The organism is Thermostichus sp. OS-CIW-32 (genome assembly GCF_054060415.1).
Window position 1 is genome coordinate 457,011 of sequence record NZ_JBSSDD010000002.1, and the last position, 20,181, is coordinate 477,191.

At 60.4% G+C, this 20,181-nt stretch carries 16 protein-coding genes; 9 read left to right on the plus strand and 7 right to left on the minus strand.

Features of this window, described 5'->3' with window-relative positions:
- The first annotated feature begins 191 nt into the window (after positions 1–191).
- The gene (locus ACVWY8_RS04810; protein ID WP_457393298.1) at positions 192–1,175 is read left to right on the plus strand and encodes a PhoH family protein; all 984 of its coding nucleotides are present in this window, start codon (positions 192–194) and stop codon (positions 1,173–1,175) included.
- Positions 1,172–1,897 (plus strand): HAD-IA family hydrolase, encoded by a 726-nt coding sequence (locus ACVWY8_RS04815; protein WP_457392772.1) that lies wholly within the window; start codon positions 1,172–1,174, stop codon positions 1,895–1,897. Before ACVWY8_RS04810 ends, ACVWY8_RS04815 begins: the two co-directional genes overlap by 4 nt.
- Here ACVWY8_RS04815 and ACVWY8_RS04820 read toward each other — a convergent pair.
- Genes ACVWY8_RS04820 through ACVWY8_RS04830 form a run of 3 tightly spaced genes read right to left on the minus strand, consistent with a single transcriptional unit; the run spans position 1,875 to position 4,584 of the window.
- On the minus strand, positions 1,875–2,690 hold the full coding sequence (locus tag ACVWY8_RS04820; RefSeq protein WP_457392769.1) for an alpha/beta fold hydrolase: 816 nt from the start codon (positions 2,688–2,690) through the stop codon (positions 1,875–1,877). The two genes, ACVWY8_RS04815 and ACVWY8_RS04820, sit on opposite strands and share 23 nt — an antisense overlap.
- A complete protein-coding gene (locus ACVWY8_RS04825) occupies positions 2,687–3,436 on the minus strand; it encodes a lysophospholipid acyltransferase family protein (RefSeq protein WP_457392766.1) in 750 nt (249 codons plus the stop codon). Before ACVWY8_RS04825 ends, ACVWY8_RS04820 begins: the two co-directional genes overlap by 4 nt.
- A complete protein-coding gene (locus tag ACVWY8_RS04830) occupies positions 3,436–4,584 on the minus strand; it encodes a cob(I)yrinic acid a,c-diamide adenosyltransferase (protein WP_041436711.1) in 1,149 nt (382 codons plus the stop codon). The genes ACVWY8_RS04825 and ACVWY8_RS04830 overlap by 1 nt, the downstream gene beginning before the upstream one ends.
- Before the next feature lie 210 nt (positions 4,585–4,794).
- On the opposite strand from ACVWY8_RS04830, the gene ACVWY8_RS04835 reads away from it, so the two are divergent.
- The 4 genes from ACVWY8_RS04835 to ACVWY8_RS04850 all read left to right on the plus strand — a co-directional run bounded on the left by ACVWY8_RS04835 (position 4,795) and on the right by ACVWY8_RS04850 (position 9,884).
- The gene (locus ACVWY8_RS04835; protein WP_457392764.1) at positions 4,795–5,697 is read left to right on the plus strand and encodes a PLP-dependent cysteine synthase family protein; all 903 of its coding nucleotides are present in this window, start codon (positions 4,795–4,797) and stop codon (positions 5,695–5,697) included.
- 168 nt (positions 5,698–5,865) lie between these two features.
- The gene (locus ACVWY8_RS04840; protein WP_457392761.1) at positions 5,866–6,636 is read left to right on the plus strand and encodes a hypothetical protein; all 771 of its coding nucleotides are present in this window, start codon (positions 5,866–5,868) and stop codon (positions 6,634–6,636) included.
- 210 nt (positions 6,637–6,846) lie between these two features.
- A complete protein-coding gene (gene cax, locus ACVWY8_RS04845) occupies positions 6,847–7,965 on the plus strand; it encodes a calcium/proton exchanger (RefSeq protein WP_414413008.1) in 1,119 nt (372 codons plus the stop codon).
- A gap of 38 nt (positions 7,966–8,003) precedes the next feature.
- Positions 8,004–9,884 carry a mechanosensitive ion channel family protein gene (locus tag ACVWY8_RS04850; protein WP_457396859.1) on the plus strand — a complete coding sequence of 627 codons (1,881 nt, stop codon included), beginning with the start codon at positions 8,004–8,006 and terminating at the stop codon, positions 9,882–9,884.
- 96 nt (positions 9,885–9,980) lie between these two features.
- On the opposite strand, the gene ACVWY8_RS04855 is transcribed toward ACVWY8_RS04850, so the two are convergent.
- Together ACVWY8_RS04855 and ACVWY8_RS04860 are read right to left on the minus strand one after the other, a co-directional pair.
- On the minus strand, positions 9,981–10,220 hold the full coding sequence (locus tag ACVWY8_RS04855; protein ID WP_011433877.1) for a DNA-directed RNA polymerase subunit omega: 240 nt from the start codon (positions 10,218–10,220) through the stop codon (positions 9,981–9,983).
- A 242-nt stretch (positions 10,221–10,462) separates the two neighbouring features.
- Positions 10,463–11,146 carry a DUF2232 domain-containing protein gene (locus ACVWY8_RS04860; protein ID WP_011433876.1) on the minus strand — a complete coding sequence of 228 codons (684 nt, stop codon included), beginning with the start codon at positions 11,144–11,146 and terminating at the stop codon, positions 10,463–10,465.
- Between the two features lie 226 nt (positions 11,147–11,372).
- Between ACVWY8_RS04860 and ACVWY8_RS04865 the strand changes: the two genes are divergently transcribed.
- The 3 genes from ACVWY8_RS04865 to ACVWY8_RS04875 all read left to right on the plus strand — a co-directional run bounded on the left by ACVWY8_RS04865 (position 11,373) and on the right by ACVWY8_RS04875 (position 15,476).
- Positions 11,373–12,383, plus strand: coding sequence for an ArsJ-associated glyceraldehyde-3-phosphate dehydrogenase (locus ACVWY8_RS04865; RefSeq protein ID WP_457392753.1), 1,011 nt, complete (start codon positions 11,373–11,375; stop codon positions 12,381–12,383).
- Between the two features lie 19 nt (positions 12,384–12,402).
- Complete coding sequence (gene arsJ, locus ACVWY8_RS04870; protein WP_414374456.1) at positions 12,403–13,689, plus strand: organoarsenical effux MFS transporter ArsJ; 1,287 nt, start codon at positions 12,403–12,405, stop codon at positions 13,687–13,689.
- A gap of 155 nt (positions 13,690–13,844) precedes the next feature.
- The gene (locus ACVWY8_RS04875) at positions 13,845–15,476 is read left to right on the plus strand and encodes an alpha-D-glucose phosphate-specific phosphoglucomutase (RefSeq protein WP_457392750.1); all 1,632 of its coding nucleotides are present in this window, start codon (positions 13,845–13,847) and stop codon (positions 15,474–15,476) included.
- Positions 15,477–15,532: 56 nt separating this feature from the next.
- On the opposite strand, the gene ACVWY8_RS04880 is transcribed toward ACVWY8_RS04875, so the two are convergent.
- Together ACVWY8_RS04880 and ACVWY8_RS04885 are read right to left on the minus strand one after the other, a co-directional pair.
- A complete protein-coding gene (locus ACVWY8_RS04880) occupies positions 15,533–19,003 on the minus strand; it encodes a hypothetical protein (protein WP_457392747.1) in 3,471 nt (1,156 codons plus the stop codon).
- Entirely contained in the window at positions 18,985–20,163 is a 1,179-nt protein-coding gene (locus tag ACVWY8_RS04885) for an LptF/LptG family permease (protein ID WP_414351333.1), read from the minus strand. Before ACVWY8_RS04885 ends, ACVWY8_RS04880 begins: the two co-directional genes overlap by 19 nt.
- Positions 20,164–20,181: the final 18 nt, after the last annotated feature.

The following is a 20,181-nucleotide window of genomic DNA, read 5'->3' on the forward strand; positions in this document are numbered from 1 at the left end:
CAAATCCAGGTTTGCTGCAGATCTTCCAGAAGCTTGTATTTTGGAACACATTAATGGTGTAATCCCCTGTTAAGCACTCTTGCGCTCGACCCCTGGGCTCTGCAGCGGCTTTCCACAGCCCAGAGCGCCCTGACAAGCGTTTTTGGTAAGATCACCCCTACAGGTCTCCCAGGGTGCCCGGCGCCCACGGCATGCACGACAACCCTACTTCCCTCTCTTCTGATTTCGAAGTCATCTCTCTGTCCAATCCTCAACAGGCCATGTCTTTGGCGGGCATTCAGGAGGCCAACTTGAGGTGGATCAGTCGCTCCAGCGGTGCCTCTGTAACGCTGCGCGGACAAGACCTGTATCTGAAAGGCACTCCCCAACAGCGGCAGCAGGTGCGGCAATGGCTAGAATTGCTGAGGCCGCTTTGGCAAACTGGGCACCCCGTCACTGTGATCGATGCAGAGCAAGCTTTTCGCGCCCTCTCCGGACAAGAGGCTGCCGCCTACCAGCAAGCACAAGCAGGGATTTTGGCCCGCACCCGCAAAGGGGAGCTTATCCGACCGAAAACGCCCCGCCAACAGGAGTACGTGCGAGCCATTCGCACCCACGACCTCTGCTTTGGCATTGGACCGGCGGGCACAGGAAAAACCTATCTGGCTGCCGTTGTGGCCATTGCTGCCCTACAAAACCGGGAGTACGAGCGTTTGATCTTGACTCGCCCGGCTGTGGAGGCGGGAGAAAAACTGGGGTTTTTGCCGGGGGATCTGGTGGAAAAGGTGGATCCCTATCTGCGGCCCCTTTACGATGCCCTATTCGAGTTTATCGACCCGGCTAAGCTGCCGCAGTTGATGGAGCAGGGGGTGATCGAAGTGGCGCCGCTGGCCTACATGCGAGGCCGCACTTTGAGCAATGCCTTCATTATTTTGGATGAAGCCCAGAACACCACCCCCGAGCAGATGAAGATGGCCCTCACGCGGCTGGGATTCCGGTCGCGCATGGTGGTTACCGGGGATCTCACCCAAACGGATCTGGGCAAACATCGCACGTCGGGCTTGGCCGCCGCGGAGCGCATTCTGGCAGGGGTAGAGGGGGTTGCCTTTTGCTACTTCGACCAGCGGGATGTGGTGCGCCACCCTCTGGTGCAGCGGATTGTCGATGCCTACGCCCGCTACGAGGGGCAGTCGTGAAGCTGAGGGTGCTCTTTTTCGACGCTGTGGGCACTTTGTTTCGGGTGCGGGGCAGCGTGGGCCAGGTTTACAGCCAGGTGGCAGCGGAGTATGGGGTAAGGGTGGATCCCCAGGCCTTGGATCGCGCTTTTGGCCGAGTTTTTGCCCGGGCTCCAGCCCCGGCCTGCCCAGGGTTGACGGGATCCCCTTTGCGGGAGTGGGAGCGGACCTGGTGGCGCCAGGTGGTGCGGGAGACTTTTGCCCGGGTGGGATCCCTGGCTGCCTTCGGAGAGCACCGGTTTGAAGACTTTTTCGCCCAATTGTTTGAGCACTTTGCCGGGGCGGATCCCTGGGAGCTGTATCCCGAGACGCTGCCGGCTTTGCGGGCCCTGCAGCAGGAAGGGATCCGGTTGGGGGTGATCTCCAACTTCGACAGCCGCTTGCCCAGGGTGCTGCAGCAGTTGCAGTTGGATCCCTACTTTTCCACCCTCACCCTCTCCACCCAAGTGGGCTATGCCAAGCCCGATCCTCGCATCTTCCAAGCTGCCCTGGCAGCCCACGGGATCCCCCCCGAAGCCGCCGGCCACATCGGCGACAGCCACCGCGAAGACTACCAGGGGGCAAAAGCAGCAGGCTTGCGAGCCCTTTGGCTGGATCGAGAGGGGAAGGATAGCTCCTGCCCAGAGCGGATAGAAGATCTGTGGGGATCCCTGTCCATGCTCAATGGGCCGAAGCAGAATTGAGCAGCAGGGGGGTGAAAAGGCCATCCGGCTTGAGCAGGTAACGCCGCAGGTTCATCTGCCGCTCCAGCAGACAAGCATGGCCGCTCTGGGGCGAGATTTCTACCTGCGCCTGGGGCAGCCGTTCCGCCAGCCAGCCCACCTCCTGCACCGAGGGCAACAGGCGATCCCGCCCCCCCGCCACCAGCAAAGTTGGCAGGGTCATCGACTCCAGGGGCAGCTTCTCCACAGCAAAGGATCCCAGCAAAGCCAAGCGCCGAGCAGCTACTGTGGGTTCAACACTGTGAACCGCCTGGCGCAGCCGCTCCCGATCCGGCGGCTCCATTTGGCTGAGCTCCGCCAAAACCCCCAACCCCCGCTCCGACAACTGCTGATAGAGCCCCGGCGGCAAAAAAGGCAGGAGAACATGCCCTGCCCACCACCAGGGCCGGCGTCGCAGCGACGAGGCTGGATTGACCAAAATGAGGCCGCGGCACCGTTCCGGCCATTGGGCGGCCACCAACAAGGCCAGGCAGGCCCCAAAGGATTCTCCACACAAGTACGCCCCCGCTTCTAGCTGGGATCCCACCCAATCGGCCAGGGTTTCCCAGCTATCCCCCGCTTCCGGGTGGTTCAAACTCAGGGGGCGAATGCGAAACTCCCGCTGCAGAGCCTGCGCCTGCCGGTAAAACAACGTACCTGTGCCATCCATACCGGGCAAATACAGCAGCAGGGGCCGCTCCTGACCGACCGCTCCCGTTGCCGGGCTGACCAAGCTAGAGGCAGATGCTACCGGCTCGCCACTCAACTTTCTCATCTCTCTGCCAATCCCAATCGCACCTGTTCTCGGGCCGCTGCAGTTAGCTCTTGAATGACCTGCATTCGCTCGCGTCGGGATCCCTGGCGCTGCTTCCCACTCACCCAAAGGGGGGATCCCACCCTGAGCACCACCCGCCGATACAACACCACCGGATGTCCCCCTTCCTGTTGAAATCGGGGTTCAGTGGGGTCAAACCAGCGGAAAAAAGCCATAGGAATATCTACTCCCCGCCATTCTTCCTGCGCCCACACCGCCACCGGCAGAATCGGCAAGGGATCCACCGCTGCCGCCAGCGCCAGGTGGGCAAAACCTGGCTGAAACCGCCCCACCTCCCCAGGCGAGGTCTCACGGGTGATCTGCTCCGCCCCTTCTGGGAAGATCCCCACACCCACCCCCGCTGCCAAACTGGCCTGCGCCTGGCGAAAAAAATGGATTTGCTGCCGGGATCCCTGCTTGAGGGGAATGCAGTCCAAAGCCAGGGTGATTTCCCGCAGCAGCGGCACCTGAGCCAGGTAGTAATGGCAGGCAAAGCGAATCGGTCGGTCCAACCCCGCGATCAGCACCGGCGCATCCAGAAAACTGCGGTGATTGCTCACCACCACCAGCGGGCCGGCGGGAACGTGCTCCTTGCCCTCCACCCACACTTCCGTCTGGAAAAGGGTGAGCAACAACTGGGCCAGAGTCCTGGGGTCTGGAGGCCAAGAGAGAGCAGAATTGGCTGAGAACGCTGCGAAGGATCCCATCAATAGTCCACCCCGCGCCGCAGATCGGCCCCCTGCTCGGCATAGTGCTTGTGGCTCACCATTTCCGAGTGGACAGAGGCCAGCTCAAAGTAAGGTAAGGGGGCATGGCAGCGCCCCGTGATGATGATCTCCGTGTCCCGCGGCTTGCGCAGCAAAGCCTGGACAATCGGCTCCACGTCCAACAGCTCCAGATCCACTGTCGGGTTCAGCTCATCCAGGATGATGGTTTTGTACAGGCCAGAAGCGATGGCCGCCCGCGCCAACTCCCAGCCCCGCTCCGCTTCTACATAGTCGATTTCCTGTTGTTTGCCCCGCCAGACAATGGCATCCCGACCGCAGCGCTGGTGATCCACCAAATCGGGGTAGCTTTCCCGCAGGGCCCGAATGGCTGCATCCTCGGTGTAGCCCGTTCCCCCCTTCAGCCATTGCATGATCAGTACACGATGGGAGAGATCCTTACTGATGCCGCGTCCAATCGCCTGCAGAGCCCGCCCCAGAGCGCTGGTGGATTTTCCCTTGCCGTTGCCGGTGTAGATCTCGATGCCGCTGCAAGGGGGTTGGCCGTTTTGGGGATCCGTCGCCCGCCGGACACTGCGCATTTCCGAGTGCAAATCCGCCAGGTCGATAATTTCCTTGGGAGCGCCGCGCCCGGTGATGATCACCTCCATGGCCTCCGGCTTTTGCTTGAGGGTACTGACCACCTCCTCCACAGGCAACAGGCCCAGATCCAGCACCGGGTTGAGCTCATCCAGCACCACCACCGAGTAAAACCCCGACGCCAAAGCCCCTTTGGCCACATCCCAACCGCGGCGGGCCTCCTGACGGTCAAACTTGGTGATCTCATCTGGGCCGAAAAACTCTCCCCGCCCGGTGCGCAATTGATCGATGAGATGGGGGAAGCCTCGCTGCAGAGCCGCAATGGCCGCATCCTCAGCATAGGTTCGGCCTGGCCCCTTGAGAAACCGCACCAGCAACACCCGGCTGGGGGCCGCCTTTTCGATCCCCAAGCCAATGGAACGCAGCACAACCCCTAGGGCCGCCTGGGACTTGCCTTTGCCCTCGCCGTCGTAGACATGGATCTGGCCCCGTCGCCGATCAAACTGCTGGGCAGTCACAATCCCAATTTCTGCCATGCCCCTCCGCGTCATCCTGCTGTGGGAAAATCCCACTTTTCTACCCCCATCTTAGAGCCTACTTGGAGCCTAGCCAGAACTTGGGCAGGAGGGGGAAACTAAAAAGCTCCCAAGAGGCCGGAAAGACCGGGGTAAGATGAGCAATGGTTGTCCAGCCGATGCCTGTCTAGCGAGGGATCCCCCTTGTATCCGACTGCATTTTCTTCTCGCCCGTTACTCCCTGCTGTGGATAGCCCTATTGAGCTGGTAGGGGGGACGCCGCTGATCCGTCTGCGGCGGGTTGCTGCCGATTTGCCGGAATCGGTACGGGTATATGGCAAGGCAGAGTGGTACAACCCTGGGGGTTCAGTCAAGGATCGCCCGGCCCTCAACATGATTCGCGCTGGCGAACGCCAGGGCAAGCTTACCCCCGGCAAGATCATCCTCGATGCCACCAGCGGTAACACCGGCATCGCCTATGCCTGGATCGGGGCCGCCTTGGGCTACAAGGTCAAGCTGGCTCTTCCCGCCAACGCCAGCTCAGAGCGCAAGAAGATCCTGGCTGCCTACGGCGTGGACTTGGTTTTGACGGATCCCGCCCTGGGATCCGATGGGGCCATCGAGAAAGCCCGCGCCCTCTATGCGGAAAACCCCGAGCTTTATTTCTACCCTGACCAGTACAGCAACCCCGCCAACTGGCAAGCCCACTACGAAACCACTGGGGTGGAGATTTGGGAGCAAACCCAGGGGCAGGTCACCCATTTTGTTACCGGGCTAGGCACCAGCGGCACCTGTATGGGGGTGGGGCGGCGCCTGCGAGAGTATCGCCCGGATATCCAAATCATTGCCATGCAGCCCGACTCTCCCTTCCATGGCCTGGAAGGGCTCAAGCACATGGCCACAGCTCTAAAACCCGAGATTTACGATCCCACCCTGCCTGACCAGCACATTGAGATCTCCACAGAAGCAGCCCAGAAAATGGTCAAGCGCTTGGCGTTGGAAGAAGGCCTGCTGGTGGGCATCTCTGCCGGCGCCAATGTGGTGGCAGCCCTAGAGGTGGCCCGTCAGCTCTCCTCTGGAGTGGTGGTGACCATCTTTTGCGACGGGGCTGACAAATATCTTTCCGAGCGTTTCTGGACAGAGGAGTGACATCCTCCCGGCGCTCGTCCTGCGGACAGAGCGCGGGCCACTCTTCCTGTCAGCGGGACGGAGTCCTTGAAGCCTGCACTCTCTCGCTTTGGCGGCGCGGAGCGCTTTGCGTCAGCATGAGTGTGGGAGTATGTCACGTACCTTTAAGGCTGAGCGCAGAGGGATCCCATGGCGATCATCGTCCTGAAAGCCTGGTATTTGGATTCGGTGTTGTCTGCTTCTCAAGTCCAACAGAGGGCCCCCGACCTGCGCCTAAGCCGTACCGGCCTCTTGAAAACGGCGATGCGGGCCGACTTTCTCGACGATGTGGAGCAGGTGAAGGCTTCCGTATGGTGGCAGCGCTACCTGGAAGGAGAGCTGGTGGAGTTTTACATCGAAGGCAGCGGCGCCTACAGCATCTCCAACCTCGATTTGATCAGCCGTGAGATCTACTTTAATAAGCGGGCCACCCTGAACATGACCGAGCCGGTCATCTACTTCTGCGGCCAATCGGATTACCCCGACTCCAGCGCCACTCTGCACCGGGCATTGCAAGCCGTGGTAGAGACCCTCAATCGCGACCACAGACCGGTCGTGCCCCTGCAGCTGCAGGGATCCCTTCCCGCTGAGGCTGAGACCCCGCTCATCGATGCGGCCTTGATTCGCAAGCTCAAGCACGCGCTGCTGGTGGTGGCCGATGTAACCCCTGTGCAGGTGAATGGCCGGGGGCGTCCCCTACCCAGCCCCCAGGTCTGTCTGGAGTTGGGCTATGCCCTGCAATCGAAGCGCCCTGAACAATTGCTGCTGGTACAACTCCCCCGCGACGGCATCGAGGGATCCTTTCCCTTTGAGGTAGAGGGCAGCAGTTTTTTGAAAATCGCCGATCCCCAGCATCTGTCCGATCACCTGGGAGCCGAGATCGCCCGGCAGTTGCAGCGCAACCGGGTTATCTCCCTCTAGCCAGCAGCACCTATCCAACCTCCCCTCGCAGCCGCTAGACTCTTGGAGATGGTCACTCCTGGCCATGGGGGATCTGGCTCCCCGAAACCCAAACAGCCTCCATCGTCGCTACCTTTTCTCCCCTTGTGAACCATGACCCTGGCTAACGCAAATCCTTTGGTTTCGCCGGATCGCTCTGCGGCAGGTTGGCAGAGAGGTCTGAACAGCATAATGTTCCTGCTGCTGTTGGGGGTTCCCCTATCTTGGGTGGGGCACTTCCGGGGCTGGGATCCCAACCTGGTTTTCCTCTGTGCGGCTTTGGCGGTGGTGGCCTTGGCGAAGTTTATGGGTCAGGCCACGGAAGAGATCGCGGCCTTGACAGGGCCGACAGTCGGGGGGCTGATCAACGCCACCTTTGGCAATGCAGCGGAGTTGATCATCGGCTTGGTGGCACTGCGGGCGGGGCTGGTGGATGTGGTAAAAGCCTCCATCACCGGCGCGATCATCAGTAACCTGCTCCTGGTGGCCGGCTTGGCCATGTTTTTGGGCGGGATCAAGTTTCGGGAGCAGAGCTTTCGACCCGAGGTGGCCCGCATGAATGCCTCGGTGATGAACCTGGCGGTGGTGGCCTTGATCTTGCCCAGCGTGGTCACCTATGCCGATGCCAACTTGGGGGAGATCTCCATCCAAGAGCTATCCACGGCGGTAGCCCTGGTGCTGATCGGGGTTTACGGTCTTACTTTGCTGTTTTCCCTCAAAACCCACAGCTACCTCTACACCCTTCACGAAGCGGAAGCCGCAGAAGATGAGGCGGCCAGTCGCCTGGCCCTCAATCCGGTTTTGCAGGCGGAGGGATCCATTCCCCAAGTGCTGACGGCTCCGCCCGAGGGAGCCGGTTTGGGGTTTTGGGTGCTGGCCCTCTTGGGGTTGACGGTGTTGGTGGCGCTGGAGTCGGAACTGTTGGTGAGCACTCTAGAGGACACGCTGGAACACTTTCACATGACGTCGCTGTTTATGGGGGTGATTTTGTTGCCGATCATCGGCAATGCGGCAGAGCATGCGACGGCGATCACGGTGGCCATGAAAGACAAGATGGATCTCTCCTTCTCGGTGGCGCTGGGCTCGACGATGCAAATTGCCCTGTTTGTGGCACCTCTGCTGGTGCTGGCCGGGGATGTGCTGCATCAGCCCATGAACTTCAACTTCGGCACGGTAGAGTTGGTGGCCATTGCCGTCTCGGTGCTGCTGATCAATTCCGTCAGCAGCGATGGGCGCTCCAACTGGCTGGAAGGGCTACTGCTCTTGGCCACCTATGCCATCCTCGGGATTGCTTTCTTCTTTCTGGAGTGAGGCGTTAAAGTGTTCTGCACCGCTGACGCAAACGGCTCATGCTGCGAAGCTGCGAATGGTGCCCCGCACCGCTGACGGGAACGGTAGGCAGGCCGAAGCCGAGGAAAACGGGATCCCTGTTTTGGCCTCTCCTTTTCGGTGCATCTTTTGCCCTATCCCCCATAAGCGGGCCCGCATGGGGGCAGGAAACTGCTGAAAACAACGGCACCGCCCCCAACCTGCCTTTGCTCAACCGTTTGGATGCCCTAGAAGAGCTGCGGCAAGCGCTTAGCCTCCCCACCTCCTCTGTCCAGGCGGAGGCCGTGACGCTGGATGGGCGGCGTTTGTTCGTGGTTACCGCACCGCAGGGGGATCCCGGCAGCCTGCCTCTGGTGTCGCAGCGGGTGCGCTCCATTGAACAAACCCTGCACCAGTTGGCCAGCGCCGGATTCGATCCAGAGGCGCTGCAGGTTGAAGTCACCCTGGACGGCCAGACCAACCAGCCTGTTATCCGGGTGAATGGGCGACATTTGCTGACCATCACCTCCCTCGATGCTCAATTCCAGGGCGCCCAACCCATGGACTGGGCTGAGCAGGTAGCTGGCATTGTTGAGGAAGCGCTGCGCACTTCGCAACGGGAGCGGCAGCCTCAATTTTTGCGCCGCCAAGCGGTGATTGCCCTCGGCATCCTGGCTGTGGTAGGGAGCCTGAGCCAGCTCTGCCAGCGAAAACGGCGACGGCTGCAGCAAAAACGCGATGCCCTGCAGACGGAATACCAGGCCATCCAAGCAGAGATTCAGGAGCACCTAGCGGGGGAAGAGCAGCCGGGCGTGGATCCCGTCTTGGTCGAACAACAGGCCGGACGCAAACGGCAGGAATCCTACTTGGAGCTGCAAATTCGCCTGCTGCGCCTGGTGCAAATTGGCCTGTGGGTGGGCGGAGTTGGGGTGAGCTTGGGCCTTTTCCCGCAAACGCGACCCCTGCAAACGTTTTTCCTGGTTTCGCTGCGCGGCCCTCTGTTGCGGTTGGTAGGGGTGGGTCTGGCCACCTATGGCAGTGTCTGGCTGAGTGGACTGGTGCTGGATAACCTCTTTGCTGCCCTGCGCCAAGAACAGTGGCAAAATGCCCCCACCTATCGCCTCAGCAAACGCCTCAGCACCTTTGCCAGCGTCTCTAAAGGAGTTGCAGCCACTACCTTGGTCTTGCTCGGATCCCTGGCTGGCCTGGCCTCGGTGGGGGTCAATATTGGCCCCTTAGTGGCCAGCCTAGGCTTTATTGGGCTGGGGATTTCCCTGGCTGCTCAGGATCTGATTAAGGACGTGATCAATGGGCTGTTGATTTTGATCGAAGATCAATTTGCCGAAGGGGATGTGATCGTGGTGGACGGGCGGGGCGGCCTCGTGGAACACATGGATCTGCGGCTAACCCAGTTGCGCAACACCGAAGGCAGCTTGATCTCCATTCCCAACAGTGCCATCCGGGTGGTGGAGAACCTCTCCAACGGCTGGTCACGGGTGGATCTGGGGATTGTGATCGCCTATGAAAACGATCTGGAACAGGCAATACGCATCACCGAGCAGGTGGCTCTGCAGATGTACCGGGAGCCGGCTTGGCGGGAAAAAATCCTCGAGCCCCCCGAAATGCACGGTGTCGATGATCTGGGGGAGCGGGGGATCACGTTGCGCATTTGGATCAAGGTGCAGCCCCTGCAGCAGTGGAGGGTGGCGCGGGAATACCGCCGTCGCCTCAAGCACGCCTTCGATCAAGCAGGGATCCAGATTCCTTTCCCACAGCAGACCCTCTGGTTCCACAGCCCCTTGGAGATGCGCATCCAGGGTCTCAGCCCAGAGGAGACCCACCGCCTGCTGCACCTAATGGAATCGCGGCTCGAGGCTCGCCTGCGGGAAAGGGATCCCGTTGCAAACGACTTGACAAATTGACAAAATAGGCGGCTGCCGAAAGCTTCTGCCCTTAGCCGCTCAGCCGGCTAGCAGTTTCAACAGGGCGGTCGCGCCAGCAGGCCGCAAGTCTAGTGACTACTCATCGCCGATGATTTCCGGCTCAGTCAGTTCATCCGACATTTCGATGACAGCGCGGCGGATTGGCTTCATCCAGCCATCTTCTATATCATCCGGATCCTCGTAGCGGCGGCGCTTGGCGCGGTTGGCCACCTGTACCGTGATGCGATAGCGATTTTTGGAAGCGTTGATCAGAGCCTCTACCCGACGCATCAGCTCGTCATTGTCAATAGCCAGTTGATTCTTGCGGGAAGCCATAATCGCAGTCTTAAATCTTGATATCTTGTTGCCACCAGGATCCCAACGAGACTCCGTCCCGCTAACGCGAAAGGACTCCGTCCCGGTACCGCGATCCTAGCAGAGAACCTTCCAGTTCTTGCATTCCTGTAGCGTTGCATGGCAATAGGGTGGGACTTTTGCCAAGAACTCATTTGTCAAGATTTGTCAAGAACTCATTTGTAGAGCAGCTTGCTCTGCTCTTGTACAACTCACAGGGGCTGCTAATCCAGCAAAAACTGTACCCACTTCGGCGGGGGTGGCAGCGGGCAACGAAAGTGCTCCATCACCAGGGCGGCCACCAAATGCACCGTGAATACGTAGATGAGGGAATTGAAGGCAATAAATCCCACCACCACCACCTGAACCATCCAGGGTTCTGCCACCCAGTAGACGCCCCATCGGCTGAGGGACACATCCAGGAGCCAGTTGGTTAGGCCGGTAAGTTGAATGGTTACGTAGATCCAGAGGTTTTCCCCCACCAGTAGGGAGGAAAGCACCAACTGAAAGATCAAGCCCAGGGCGCTGAGCACAGCCCCGCTCACCACCGAGACGTACCAGGAAAGACGCTGCTGCCACAGGCGGGCACACCAATAGCCCAGCAGACCATAGGGAATGACATAGAGAATGCTGCGCGTGGGCCCTATCAGCACCGTCAGCAACAGGCCGGAGACCACCAGGGCCATTGCCCCTGTGCGGGGATCCCAGCGCATCACTGCCAGCGCCACCGGAATGGGGAAAAACAGACGTATAAAGGGGGCCAGCGGCGTGTAGCTCAGGATCCAGATCAAGGCCGCGGTACTGGCCAAAAAAGCCGTTTCCACCACCCTCAAAGCCGGAGAACGGGGAGGTGGGGGGGGTAAGGGAGGAAAGTCATCCTGCACAGAAGGCTGAGGCGGCGGGGGCACATCCAGAAAAGCACAACTTTTCCCAGCTTAGGCCACCGGTTGCCGGGCTGGGCGCAATTGTTGCTTGGAGGTGTGGATTTGGACTGCAAACCGACCTCAATCGGCCAGTCTCTCCTGACCCTACCCATCAACTTGTCTTGAAACGACTAGGGCGTTCTGATAAAGTTGAGGCGGGATTTGCCCTGAGAGAGCGGGATCCCTTCTGGACAAGTCTAGGGTCAATGCTATGGCAGTGCGGGTGGGCATCAACGGTTTTGGCCGCATCGGACGGCTGGTGTTGCGGGCTGCTTGGGGCTGGGAAGAGCTGGAATTCGCCCACATCAACGAGATCAAAGGGGGAGCTGCGACGGCGGCCCACCTGTTGAAGTTTGACTCGGTGCAGGGCCGCTGGGCTATCGACATTGAGGGATCCGATAACCGGCTGCGCATTCAGGACAAAACCCTCACCTTTAGCGAACACAAGTCTCCTGGTGAAGTGCCCTGGGCAGAGTTGGGGATCGAGCTAGTGCTGGAATGCTCGGGCAAGTTTGTCAAGGCAGCAGAGCTGGATCCCTATTTTAAGGCGGGGGTGCGCAAGGTGATTGTGGCTGCTCCCGTCCAAGACAAGACAGCCCTCAACATCGTCATGGGTGTCAACGATCACCTGTACGACCCGGCCCGGCACCATTTGCTGACGGCAGCTTCCTGCACCACCAACTGTCTGGCTCCCTTGGTGAAGGTCATCCACGAGGGGATCGGCATTGTTCACGGGGTGATCACCACCATCCATGACGTCACCAATACCCAAACCATGGTGGATGCCCCCCACAAAGACCTGCGGCGGGCCCGCTCCGCTCTGCTGTCTCTGGTGCCCACCACCACCGGCTCGGCTACGGCCATTGGTCTGATTTACCCCGAACTCAACGGCAAATTAAACGGCATTGCGGTGCGTGTTCCTCTCTTGAACGCTTCCCTGACCGATGCGGTGTTCGAAGTCAGGCGGCCCACCACCGTGGAAGAAGTCAATCACCTCTTAAAAACTGCAGCCGAGGGCGAACTCAAGGGGATCCTCGGCTACGAGGAGCTGCCCCTGGTCTCGGTGGATTTCAAAGGGGATCCCCGCTCCAGCATTGTGGATGCGCCCTCGACGATGGTGGTGGATGGCGCCCAGGTGAAGATCCTGGCCTGGTACGACAACGAATGGGGCTATGCCAACCGCATGGCGGAACTGGCCCGCAAAGTGGCCCTTAGTCTGTAAGTCCTTTGGAGACCTGCCCATGACTGCTGCCTCAAGCGCCCAAGCTGCTGCTGTGCGCAACTACGCCCTGGTAACCGCTGCCTACTGGGGTTTTACCATCACCGACGGCGCCATCCGCATGTTGGTGCTGCTCCACTTCCACAAGTTGGGCTTCACCCCGATTCAGATTGCCATGCTGTTCCTCTTCTACGAGATCTTCGGGGTGATCACCAACTTCCTGGGCGGCTGGATTGGATCCCTCTTTGGCCTGCGGCTGACCCTCTACGGCGGCATTGCCATTCAGATCTTTGGCCTGGTGATGCTGGGGGTGATCAACCTGCAGTGGCCGGTCTGGGGCCAGGTGGCCTACGTGATGACGGCCCAAGCTCTGGCCGGGATCGCCAAAGACCTCACCAAGATGAGCTCCAAAAGCGCCATCCGCCTGGTGGTGCCCAAAGAAGCGGAATCCCGCCTGTTTCGTTGGGTGGCTATGCTCACGGGATCCAAAAACGCCCTCAAGGGGGTGGGGTTCTTTGTGGGAGCGGCCCTGCTGCAGATCTTCACCGAAATCTACGGGGATCCCATGGGCTTCCGCATGGCCAACTTTGTCCAGGCGGGGGCGTTGGCTTTGATCTTCTGTTCGGGGGCGCTGCTGCCTGCAGACATGGGCAAAATCAAGGCCAAGATCCCCTTCAAGCGGCTGTTTTCCAAGAGCAGAGAGATCAACATCCTCTCGGCGGCCCGCTTTTTCCTGTTTGGGTCGCGGGATGTGTGGTTTGTGGTGGCCCTGCCGGTGTTTCTCTACGACGAGCTGGGCTGGACTTTTATGCAGGTGGGCAGTTACATGGCCATCTGGGTGATTGGCTATGGGTTCATTCAGTTTGTAGCGCCGCAACTGCTGGGTGGGGGTCGCCCTGGCCGTGCTCCCAAGGCCCGCACCATCCAGATTTGGACCTTCGTGCTGACGGCGGTGCCGGCGATCATTGCCACAGCCTTCATGGCCGGGCTGGCACCGGAGCTGGTGATCACCGGCGGCTTGATCCTGTTCGGGATCGTCTTTGCCTTCAATTCGGCAGTGCATTCCTACCTGGTGCTGGCCTACACGGAAGACGACGACGTAGCCCTCAATGTGGGCTTTTATTACATGGCTAATTCCGGCGGGCGGCTGTTGGGGACGGTAACTTCTGGGATCCTCTTCCAGTTCTACGGATTGGAGGGCTGTCTTTGGTTTTCCACCCTCTTGATCTTGGCGGCGGGGCTGTTCTCGTTGAAATTGCCGGATCCCAGCAAAACCCCGGTGGAGTGGGTGGTTAAGCCAGGGGATTGAGGATGGAGGGCTACCAGCCGAGATGATGCAGTCCGCTCAACCCAATCCACACATGGATGGGCAGGGAAAGAAGTCTGCGCTGCCGATGCAACTCAGCACAAACGAGAGGCCCAACGATGAGATAGTAGAGGAGCAAGCAGCTTTTCCGGCAGCCTATGAGCCTGCGCATTGTTCCCACGACGCCCTTCCCTGGCCAAAGACCCGGCACTTCTGGCCTGCGCAAGCCGGTATCGGTGTTTCAGCAGCCCCACTACCTGGAAAACTTCGTCCAATCCATTTTTGATGTCCTAGAGGGATCCGCCGGCCAAACCCTGGTGGTGGGGGGAGATGGCCGCTACTACAACCGCGAGGCCATTCAGATCCTGCTCAAGATGGCGGCGGCCAACGGCATCGGGCGAGTCCTGGTGGGCCAAGGAGGGATCCTCTCCACGCCGGCGGTCTCCTGTCTCATCCGCAAGTACGGCGCTTATGGGGGGATCATCTTCTCCGCCAGCCACAACCCCGGTGGCCCCCAGGGGGATTTCGGCATCAAGTACAACATCGGCAACGGTGGCCCTGCCCCGGAGAAGGTGACTGAGGCCATTTACGCCCGCACCCAGCAGATCCGGGAGTACCGCATCCTGGAAGCTCCCGATGTCGATCTGGATCGCTTGGGCGAGCAACGGCTGGGGTCCCTCACGGTGTCCGTCATCGACCCGGTGGCCGATTACTTGAGCCTGATGCAGCGTCTGTTCGATTTCGAGGCCATCCGCGACTACCTGGCTTCCGGGATCCGCATTGCCTTCGACGCCATGCACGCCGTCACCGGCCCCTATGCCCACGCCATTTTCCAGGGATCCCTGGGAGCGCCAGAGGGCAGTGTGCTCAACGGGCAGCCCCTGCCGGATTTTGGCGGCGGACACCCGGATCCCAACCTGGTGCATGCCCGCTCGTTGGTGGAACTGTTGTTTCGGGAAGATGGGCCGGACTTTGGGGCCGCTTCCGATGGGGATGGGGATCGCAACCTGATCCTGGGCCGCCAATTTTACGTGACCCCCAGCGACAGCTTGGCAGTGCTGGCAGCCAATGCCCACCGGGTACCCGGCTACCGAGAAGGTCTGGCGGGAATTGCCCGCTCCATGCCCACCAGCCAGGCAGCAGATCGGGTGGCGGCCAAGTTGGGGATCCCTTGCTACGAAACGCCTACCGGCTGGAAATTCTTCGGCAACCTGCTGGATGCCGGCAAGGTCACCCTCTGCGGGGAAGAGAGCTTCGGCACCGGATCTCACCACATCCGGGAAAAAGATGGGCTCTGGGCCGTCCTGTTTTGGCTGAACATTTTGGCCGTTCGACGGCAGCCGGTGCGGCAGATTGTGGAAGAACACTGGCGCACCTATGGGCGCAACGTCTACTCCCGTCACGACTACGAGGGACTGCCGGTGGAGGTGGCCGAGGCGCTGATGGCAGACTTGCGACGCTCCCTGCCTGGGTGGGTGGGCCAGCGCTTGGGATCCCACACAGTGGCTTATGCCGATGACTTCAGCTACACCGATCCCGTAGACGGCAGCACCACCAGCCACCAAGGGATCCGCATCGGCTTTGAAAATGGCTCCCGCATCATCTACCGGCTTTCGGGAACCGGCACCCACGGAGCCACCCTGCGGGTGTACCTGGAGCGATTGGAGCTGGATCCGGCCCGACATGGCCTGGAGCCCCAAGCGGCCTTGGCCGAACAGATTCAACTGGCCGATCACCTTGCCCAGATTCGCGCCCGCACCGGTCGGCAGCAGCCAGACGTCATCACCTAACCCGCCGCAACTGTTGGCAGGGATCCTGCCGGCGGCGGTTCCTGGAGAAGCGGGGATCAGGGCCTGAGGCCATCCCAGCCGGTCGCGTCGGCGTCGCGGAGCAGAAAGGTGCCGATAGGGGAGGTGATGGGAGAGGTCAGTTGAAAATCTCCCCGCTCTTGGGTGAGGCCCACCGGGCGACTGGGGAAAGCCACCAGGATCCCTTCCAAGCGCAGTGACTCTGCCACCGGATCGTAGGCAAAGCGCAGCTCAAAATCCCGCAGGTCACGGCGAACTTCCACCCGGCGGATCCCTGCTTCCGTCAGGCCCAGGCGGAGCCGCCAGTGGTTTTGCCACTGCGTGCCGAGAGTGGCATCCAGCTCCAGGCCATAGGTAGAGATCTGGCCCAACCGGGGATCGTAAACCGCCTGCAGCGCATAGCTGATCCCCGGCTCATACACATCCAGGCCGGAGCGTTGATCCCGGTTAAATGTGGTGCTGCTGCGTCCCCGATACTCCAGACGAACGGGTTGGAGCTGTCCCTGGTTCAGGTCGTAGGCCGTCTGCAACTGAATGTTGAACAGATCGGGAGCGGTGTTCCAGGTGAAGTTGGCGTTGAGGGTGTCCCACTTCTGGGCAACGAAGTCGTAGCCAAAGCTGGTGTCCAGGCGCACCAAGTTTCTCACCTCTGCCTGCAGCTCCTGCAAGTTGCGGGAGGCAATGGCCTGCAAATCCTCCGGGGTATCGTCGGGGAAGGTCAGGGCTATCGGCAGCTCGCCGGGCAGGTCATCTTCAAAGGCAATGTAGCCTGGGGGCACATCGGGTAGGGGATCGCGGGGCGTAAAGAAGCTGATGTTGGCATTGATGCGATCCACATCTTTAGGGCTGGTAGAGAGGGTTTGGAAGGGCACAGAATTGTTGCCGTAGAAGGTGCGGCTGTAGCGCAGGTCGATGGTATTCCAGTCGGCAGGTCTGAGGCTGAGGCGAGGGTTGAGGCTGACAGTAGACTCCTGGTCGGGAGTGGAGTAGAGAACTTGGGTGTAATCGATAGAACCCGGCATGAAGGTGATCCAGGGAGCCGGTTGAATATCGTTGAACTGGAGGCTGGAGCGCAGCTCGTAGCGATTGAAAAAGTGGAGACCTGCCCCCACCTCTTGATCCGGCTGTTGCTCTTGAGTCAGGGTGAGGGCGCTGCTGAGAGCAATATCGGGCGTGATGCGAATGAGGTCGGGGTTAAAGGCCAGCTCGAAGTTGCGACGCGGCTCGTTGTCGCCATTGGAACTGCTGTAGGCACGGTAGGCCAGGCGATAGGTACCTCCCCAGCCGGGTGGGGTCAGTTGAGTGCCCAGCGTCAACCGCGCATCGGCAAAGTCGGGGCCATCTTTGACGCTCACCCGCTGGTTGTAGTCCAAGCGGAGATCCGATTGCAGCCAGTGCACGCCCCCGTAGCGCTGAGTGTGGCTGAGGGTGAGGGGGAAGCTGTAGATGCCCCGCTCCTGGGATCCGGTGCGGCTGATGTTGAGGGTGGTGGTGGAGAGATCCCCCTGAAAGGTGGCGTTGAGACGCAGATCGGCGTTGTCGTTGCGCCCGCCGGCAGGACGGTAGGTGTTGTCCAGGTTGAGGTTAAGCTGCCCCCGCAGTTGGCCTTCCTGCCCAAAGAGGTTGGCAGCGTAAAAGTCGAAGTTGTGGTCGATGCGGAAACGGCTGGAGAAGCGCTGTTGGTCGGCTTCGGTAACCAAGTAAAACTGGGCTCGCCCGTAGTTGACGCTGTCCGGGATGGGCAGGATGTAGTCATGCAAGAAACCAATGCCCACCCCTTTTTTCTGGATGGCATCCAGCCGCAGGCCGCCGAAGTTGTATTCGTCGAAGCGGTAGGCCCAACTGGATTTGACAAACACCCCCTCTGTCTCGCTGCGCCCCGGCAGCACCCATTGGTGATCTCGCAGGCTGTAGATGAACAGGGGGAAATAGGCGATCTGAAGGCCCGCCCGCAGATCCCCTGCTTCTGTCAGCTCGCCGCCGGCAAACACGCGGGCGTCGTAGACGATCACCCGGTCATCGGGAAACACCTCCACCCGATCCCCTTGCACGTAGTGGGTGATGGGTGGCTCTGGCGAGGTGGTGACGGTGGCTTTCTCGAAAAAGATCTGATCCCCCAAAATGGCGGTGGTCTCTTGGCTGCGCACAAAAACCTTGGTGCCCGGCTCCTCCCCCGGCAGAATGACCAGCGAGCTCTCAAATTGGGCGGTGCGACCGGGGATATCCAGATCCAAATTTCGCCCTTCGATTTGCCGGATCCCCCGCCCTTGGGGGCCAGGGGGCTGCTCCATGCGAAAAGGGCCCTCGCTGCGCAGGCGTCGCTCCCGCCGATAAAACAGCAGCCGGTCGCCGGTGATGCGGGTGCCGTCAGCCAGTTGGATCAAGGCGTTCCCCTCGGCAATGCCCAGGTCTTGTTCGGCGATGTAGCTGAGCACATCCCCACTCACGTTGATTTGATCCGGGTCAAGGGGAATTTGCCGCTGCGCGGTGGCCGAGAGTTGCTGGCGAATCTGGGATCCCTGGCTGCCGGTGCCAAGATTTTCTGCCGCTGAAACGGCATCTGCACCAGTGCCCAGATCCTGTAGGAGCGGGAACCGCTCCAGCAGTTGAGGAGCCAGGGGTGAGCCAGCGGTGGGGATAAAGGCTTCCGTTCCCCTTGGAGGGGATCCCGTCAGCCCCGACCCAGGGGTGGCCTCTGCCAACAGGACACCGCCCAAATCCAAGCTCCCACCGGCTTGGGAGATCAGGGGAGGAATGGTCTTGGGGGAAGCTGGGATCCGATTTAACCTTGCCTCTGAACCGGCTCCACCTTGCAGTTGGGCCGTAGCCCGGTTTTCGCCATTGGATTCCGATCGCGTTAGCGGGACGGAGTCCTTGGTGGGGCGCAGCCAGGGTTGCTCTTCCACCTGCAGGGCTTCAGCCTGAGAAGTCATGGGCTGGGAAAGCCGAAGGGAGTTCAGGCTGGGAACTGCCGCGGTGGGCGTCGCCGGTGAAGGGGGTTGGGGAGAAGGTGTTGCCTGGGCCTGCTGCGCCTGTCGCCGAGCATGGGCTGCTGCCCCTTCGGCCAACAGCCGTTGTAGCCGCTGTCGGTTCAGTTCTTCTGGCGTGAGGGGCTTTTCAGGAGAGTTGGCAAGGGGAGGGGATCCAAAGTCTGAAACCGGGGCCGTAGGGGGTGGGGTTGCCGCAGTCAAGGCTGTAGCAGGCAGAGAAGATTGCGCCTCGGCCAAGGTGATGGGCTCCTCATCGGCGGCAGCCATCGGTTCTGGGCTGGAAGCCCGGCGGGCCAGTTGCAGGCGCTGAGCAAGTGTTTGCGCTGACCGAAAGCGCTGGTAGCCCTCCAGAGAGAACTCCGTCCCGCCGACGCCAACAGTGGGCAGGGGGTCCAACTGGGCGAAGACGGCCTCCCCCGTCCCCAACCACAGGGAGCCGCCCCAGCAAAGGGCCAACCACTTTGCCCAAGGGCTGAAGTCAGGGGGGAAGTTGCAGGATTTCACCGTAAAAACCGCCACAGTAAAGAGAAGCCCACCCCACCGAAAATCATATTCGGCAACCAGGCAGCCAGCCAGGGATCGATATGCTCCACTCGACCCATCGCTCGTCCCAGGCTCATCAGTACATAGTAAATAAACACCAGAACAATCGCTAGCGCCACGCCGCCGTAGCGCCCCGTTTGCCGCACCGTTTGCAGGCCCAAGGGGGCAGCCACCAAGATGGCGAAAAAGCTGGCCAAAGGAATGGCGAACTTGAGGTGGTATTCCGTCAGGCAGCGGGCCACATCGGCAGAAGGGCGTTGCTCCGCTCGATATCGCTGGCACTGCTCCCACAGCTCCCCCGCCCGTTGCTCTTGGGGCACTTTTTCCGCGTACACCAGGCCCACCAGTTTGTTGACGATGTTGAGCTGCATTTCTTCCACCTGGCCTTCATAGTAGGTGCGCCCCTGCTCGTCATAACGGCGGATCACCACATCTCGCAGTTGCCACGATTGGCCCACCTGCTGCGCGGTTTGAGCGGAGATCACCTGCGGATAGCGCAGGTGGCCGGTCTCAGCTTTGCGATCCAGGATCAACAAATCCTGCATCAAGCCGGTCTTCGGGTCAATCGATCCGACATGAAACCAGAGATCATCATCCACCCGCACGATCTCTTCTGGATTAAACAAAAGAGCATCTTGAGCCAAGATGAGGTTCTTGTTCAGGATTTTCACCTTTTGGTTGGTTTCCGGCACAATCACTTCATTGGTCAACAGCGCCAAGCCGCTGATCAGCAGGCCAATACAGAGCACGGGGATAAACACTTTGCGATAGGGGATCCCAGCAGCACGCAGGGCGGTGATCTCGCTGTCGGCTCCCATTTTGCCCAGGGTGAGCAAGGTGGCAAAGAGGCCGGCAATGGGAAAGGTGACCACCAAAATGGCGGGCAAATTGAGGAGGAGAATGTGCAAAATGGTCAGGGGAGGGGCGCCCTTTTTCACCAGCAGATCGGTGTAGATAAACAGCTGGTTGCCCAGCATCATCACCGTGCCCCCGGCCACCCCCAGAAAGAAGGGGCGGATCATCTCTTTGAAGAGATAAAACTCCAAAAAGGCAGCTCCCAATCTCAGGGATCCCCAAAAGCTGCCCGCTTGAGCAGGGGTTCTGCGCAGTTTGCCCTCGGCGAGTGGAGCCGTCATGACATCACCTCGGATCAC

What these genes read in the sequence shown, in the direction of transcription:
- ACVWY8_RS04810 (WP_457393298.1), top strand. Translation starts at nt 192, where the DNA reads ATGCACGACAACCCTACTTCCCTCTCTTCTGATTTCGAAGTCATCTCT.
- ACVWY8_RS04820 (WP_457392769.1), bottom strand. Translation starts at nt 2,690, where the DNA reads ATGAGAAAGTTGAGTGGCGAGCCGGTAGCATCTGCCTCTAGCTTGGTC.
- ACVWY8_RS04825 (WP_457392766.1), bottom strand. Translation starts at nt 3,436, where the DNA reads ATGGGATCCTTCGCAGCGTTCTCAGCCAATTCTGCTCTCTCTTGGCCT.
- ACVWY8_RS04830 (WP_041436711.1), bottom strand. Translation starts at nt 4,584, where the DNA reads ATGACGCGGAGGGGCATGGCAGAAATTGGGATTGTGACTGCCCAGCAG.
- ACVWY8_RS04840 (WP_457392761.1), top strand. Translation starts at nt 5,866, where the DNA reads ATGGCGATCATCGTCCTGAAAGCCTGGTATTTGGATTCGGTGTTGTCT.
- cax (WP_414413008.1), top strand. Translation starts at nt 6,847, where the DNA reads ATGTTCCTGCTGCTGTTGGGGGTTCCCCTATCTTGGGTGGGGCACTTC.
- ACVWY8_RS04850 (WP_457396859.1), top strand. Translation starts at nt 8,004, where the DNA reads ATGCTGCGAAGCTGCGAATGGTGCCCCGCACCGCTGACGGGAACGGTA.
- ACVWY8_RS04855 (WP_011433877.1), bottom strand. Translation starts at nt 10,220, where the DNA reads ATGGCTTCCCGCAAGAATCAACTGGCTATTGACAATGACGAGCTGATG.
- ACVWY8_RS04865 (WP_457392753.1), top strand. Translation starts at nt 11,373, where the DNA reads ATGGCAGTGCGGGTGGGCATCAACGGTTTTGGCCGCATCGGACGGCTG.
- arsJ (WP_414374456.1), top strand. Translation starts at nt 12,403, where the DNA reads ATGACTGCTGCCTCAAGCGCCCAAGCTGCTGCTGTGCGCAACTACGCC.
- ACVWY8_RS04875 (WP_457392750.1), top strand. Translation starts at nt 13,845, where the DNA reads ATGAGCCTGCGCATTGTTCCCACGACGCCCTTCCCTGGCCAAAGACCC.
- ACVWY8_RS04885 (WP_414351333.1), bottom strand. Translation starts at nt 20,163, where the DNA reads ATGACGGCTCCACTCGCCGAGGGCAAACTGCGCAGAACCCCTGCTCAA.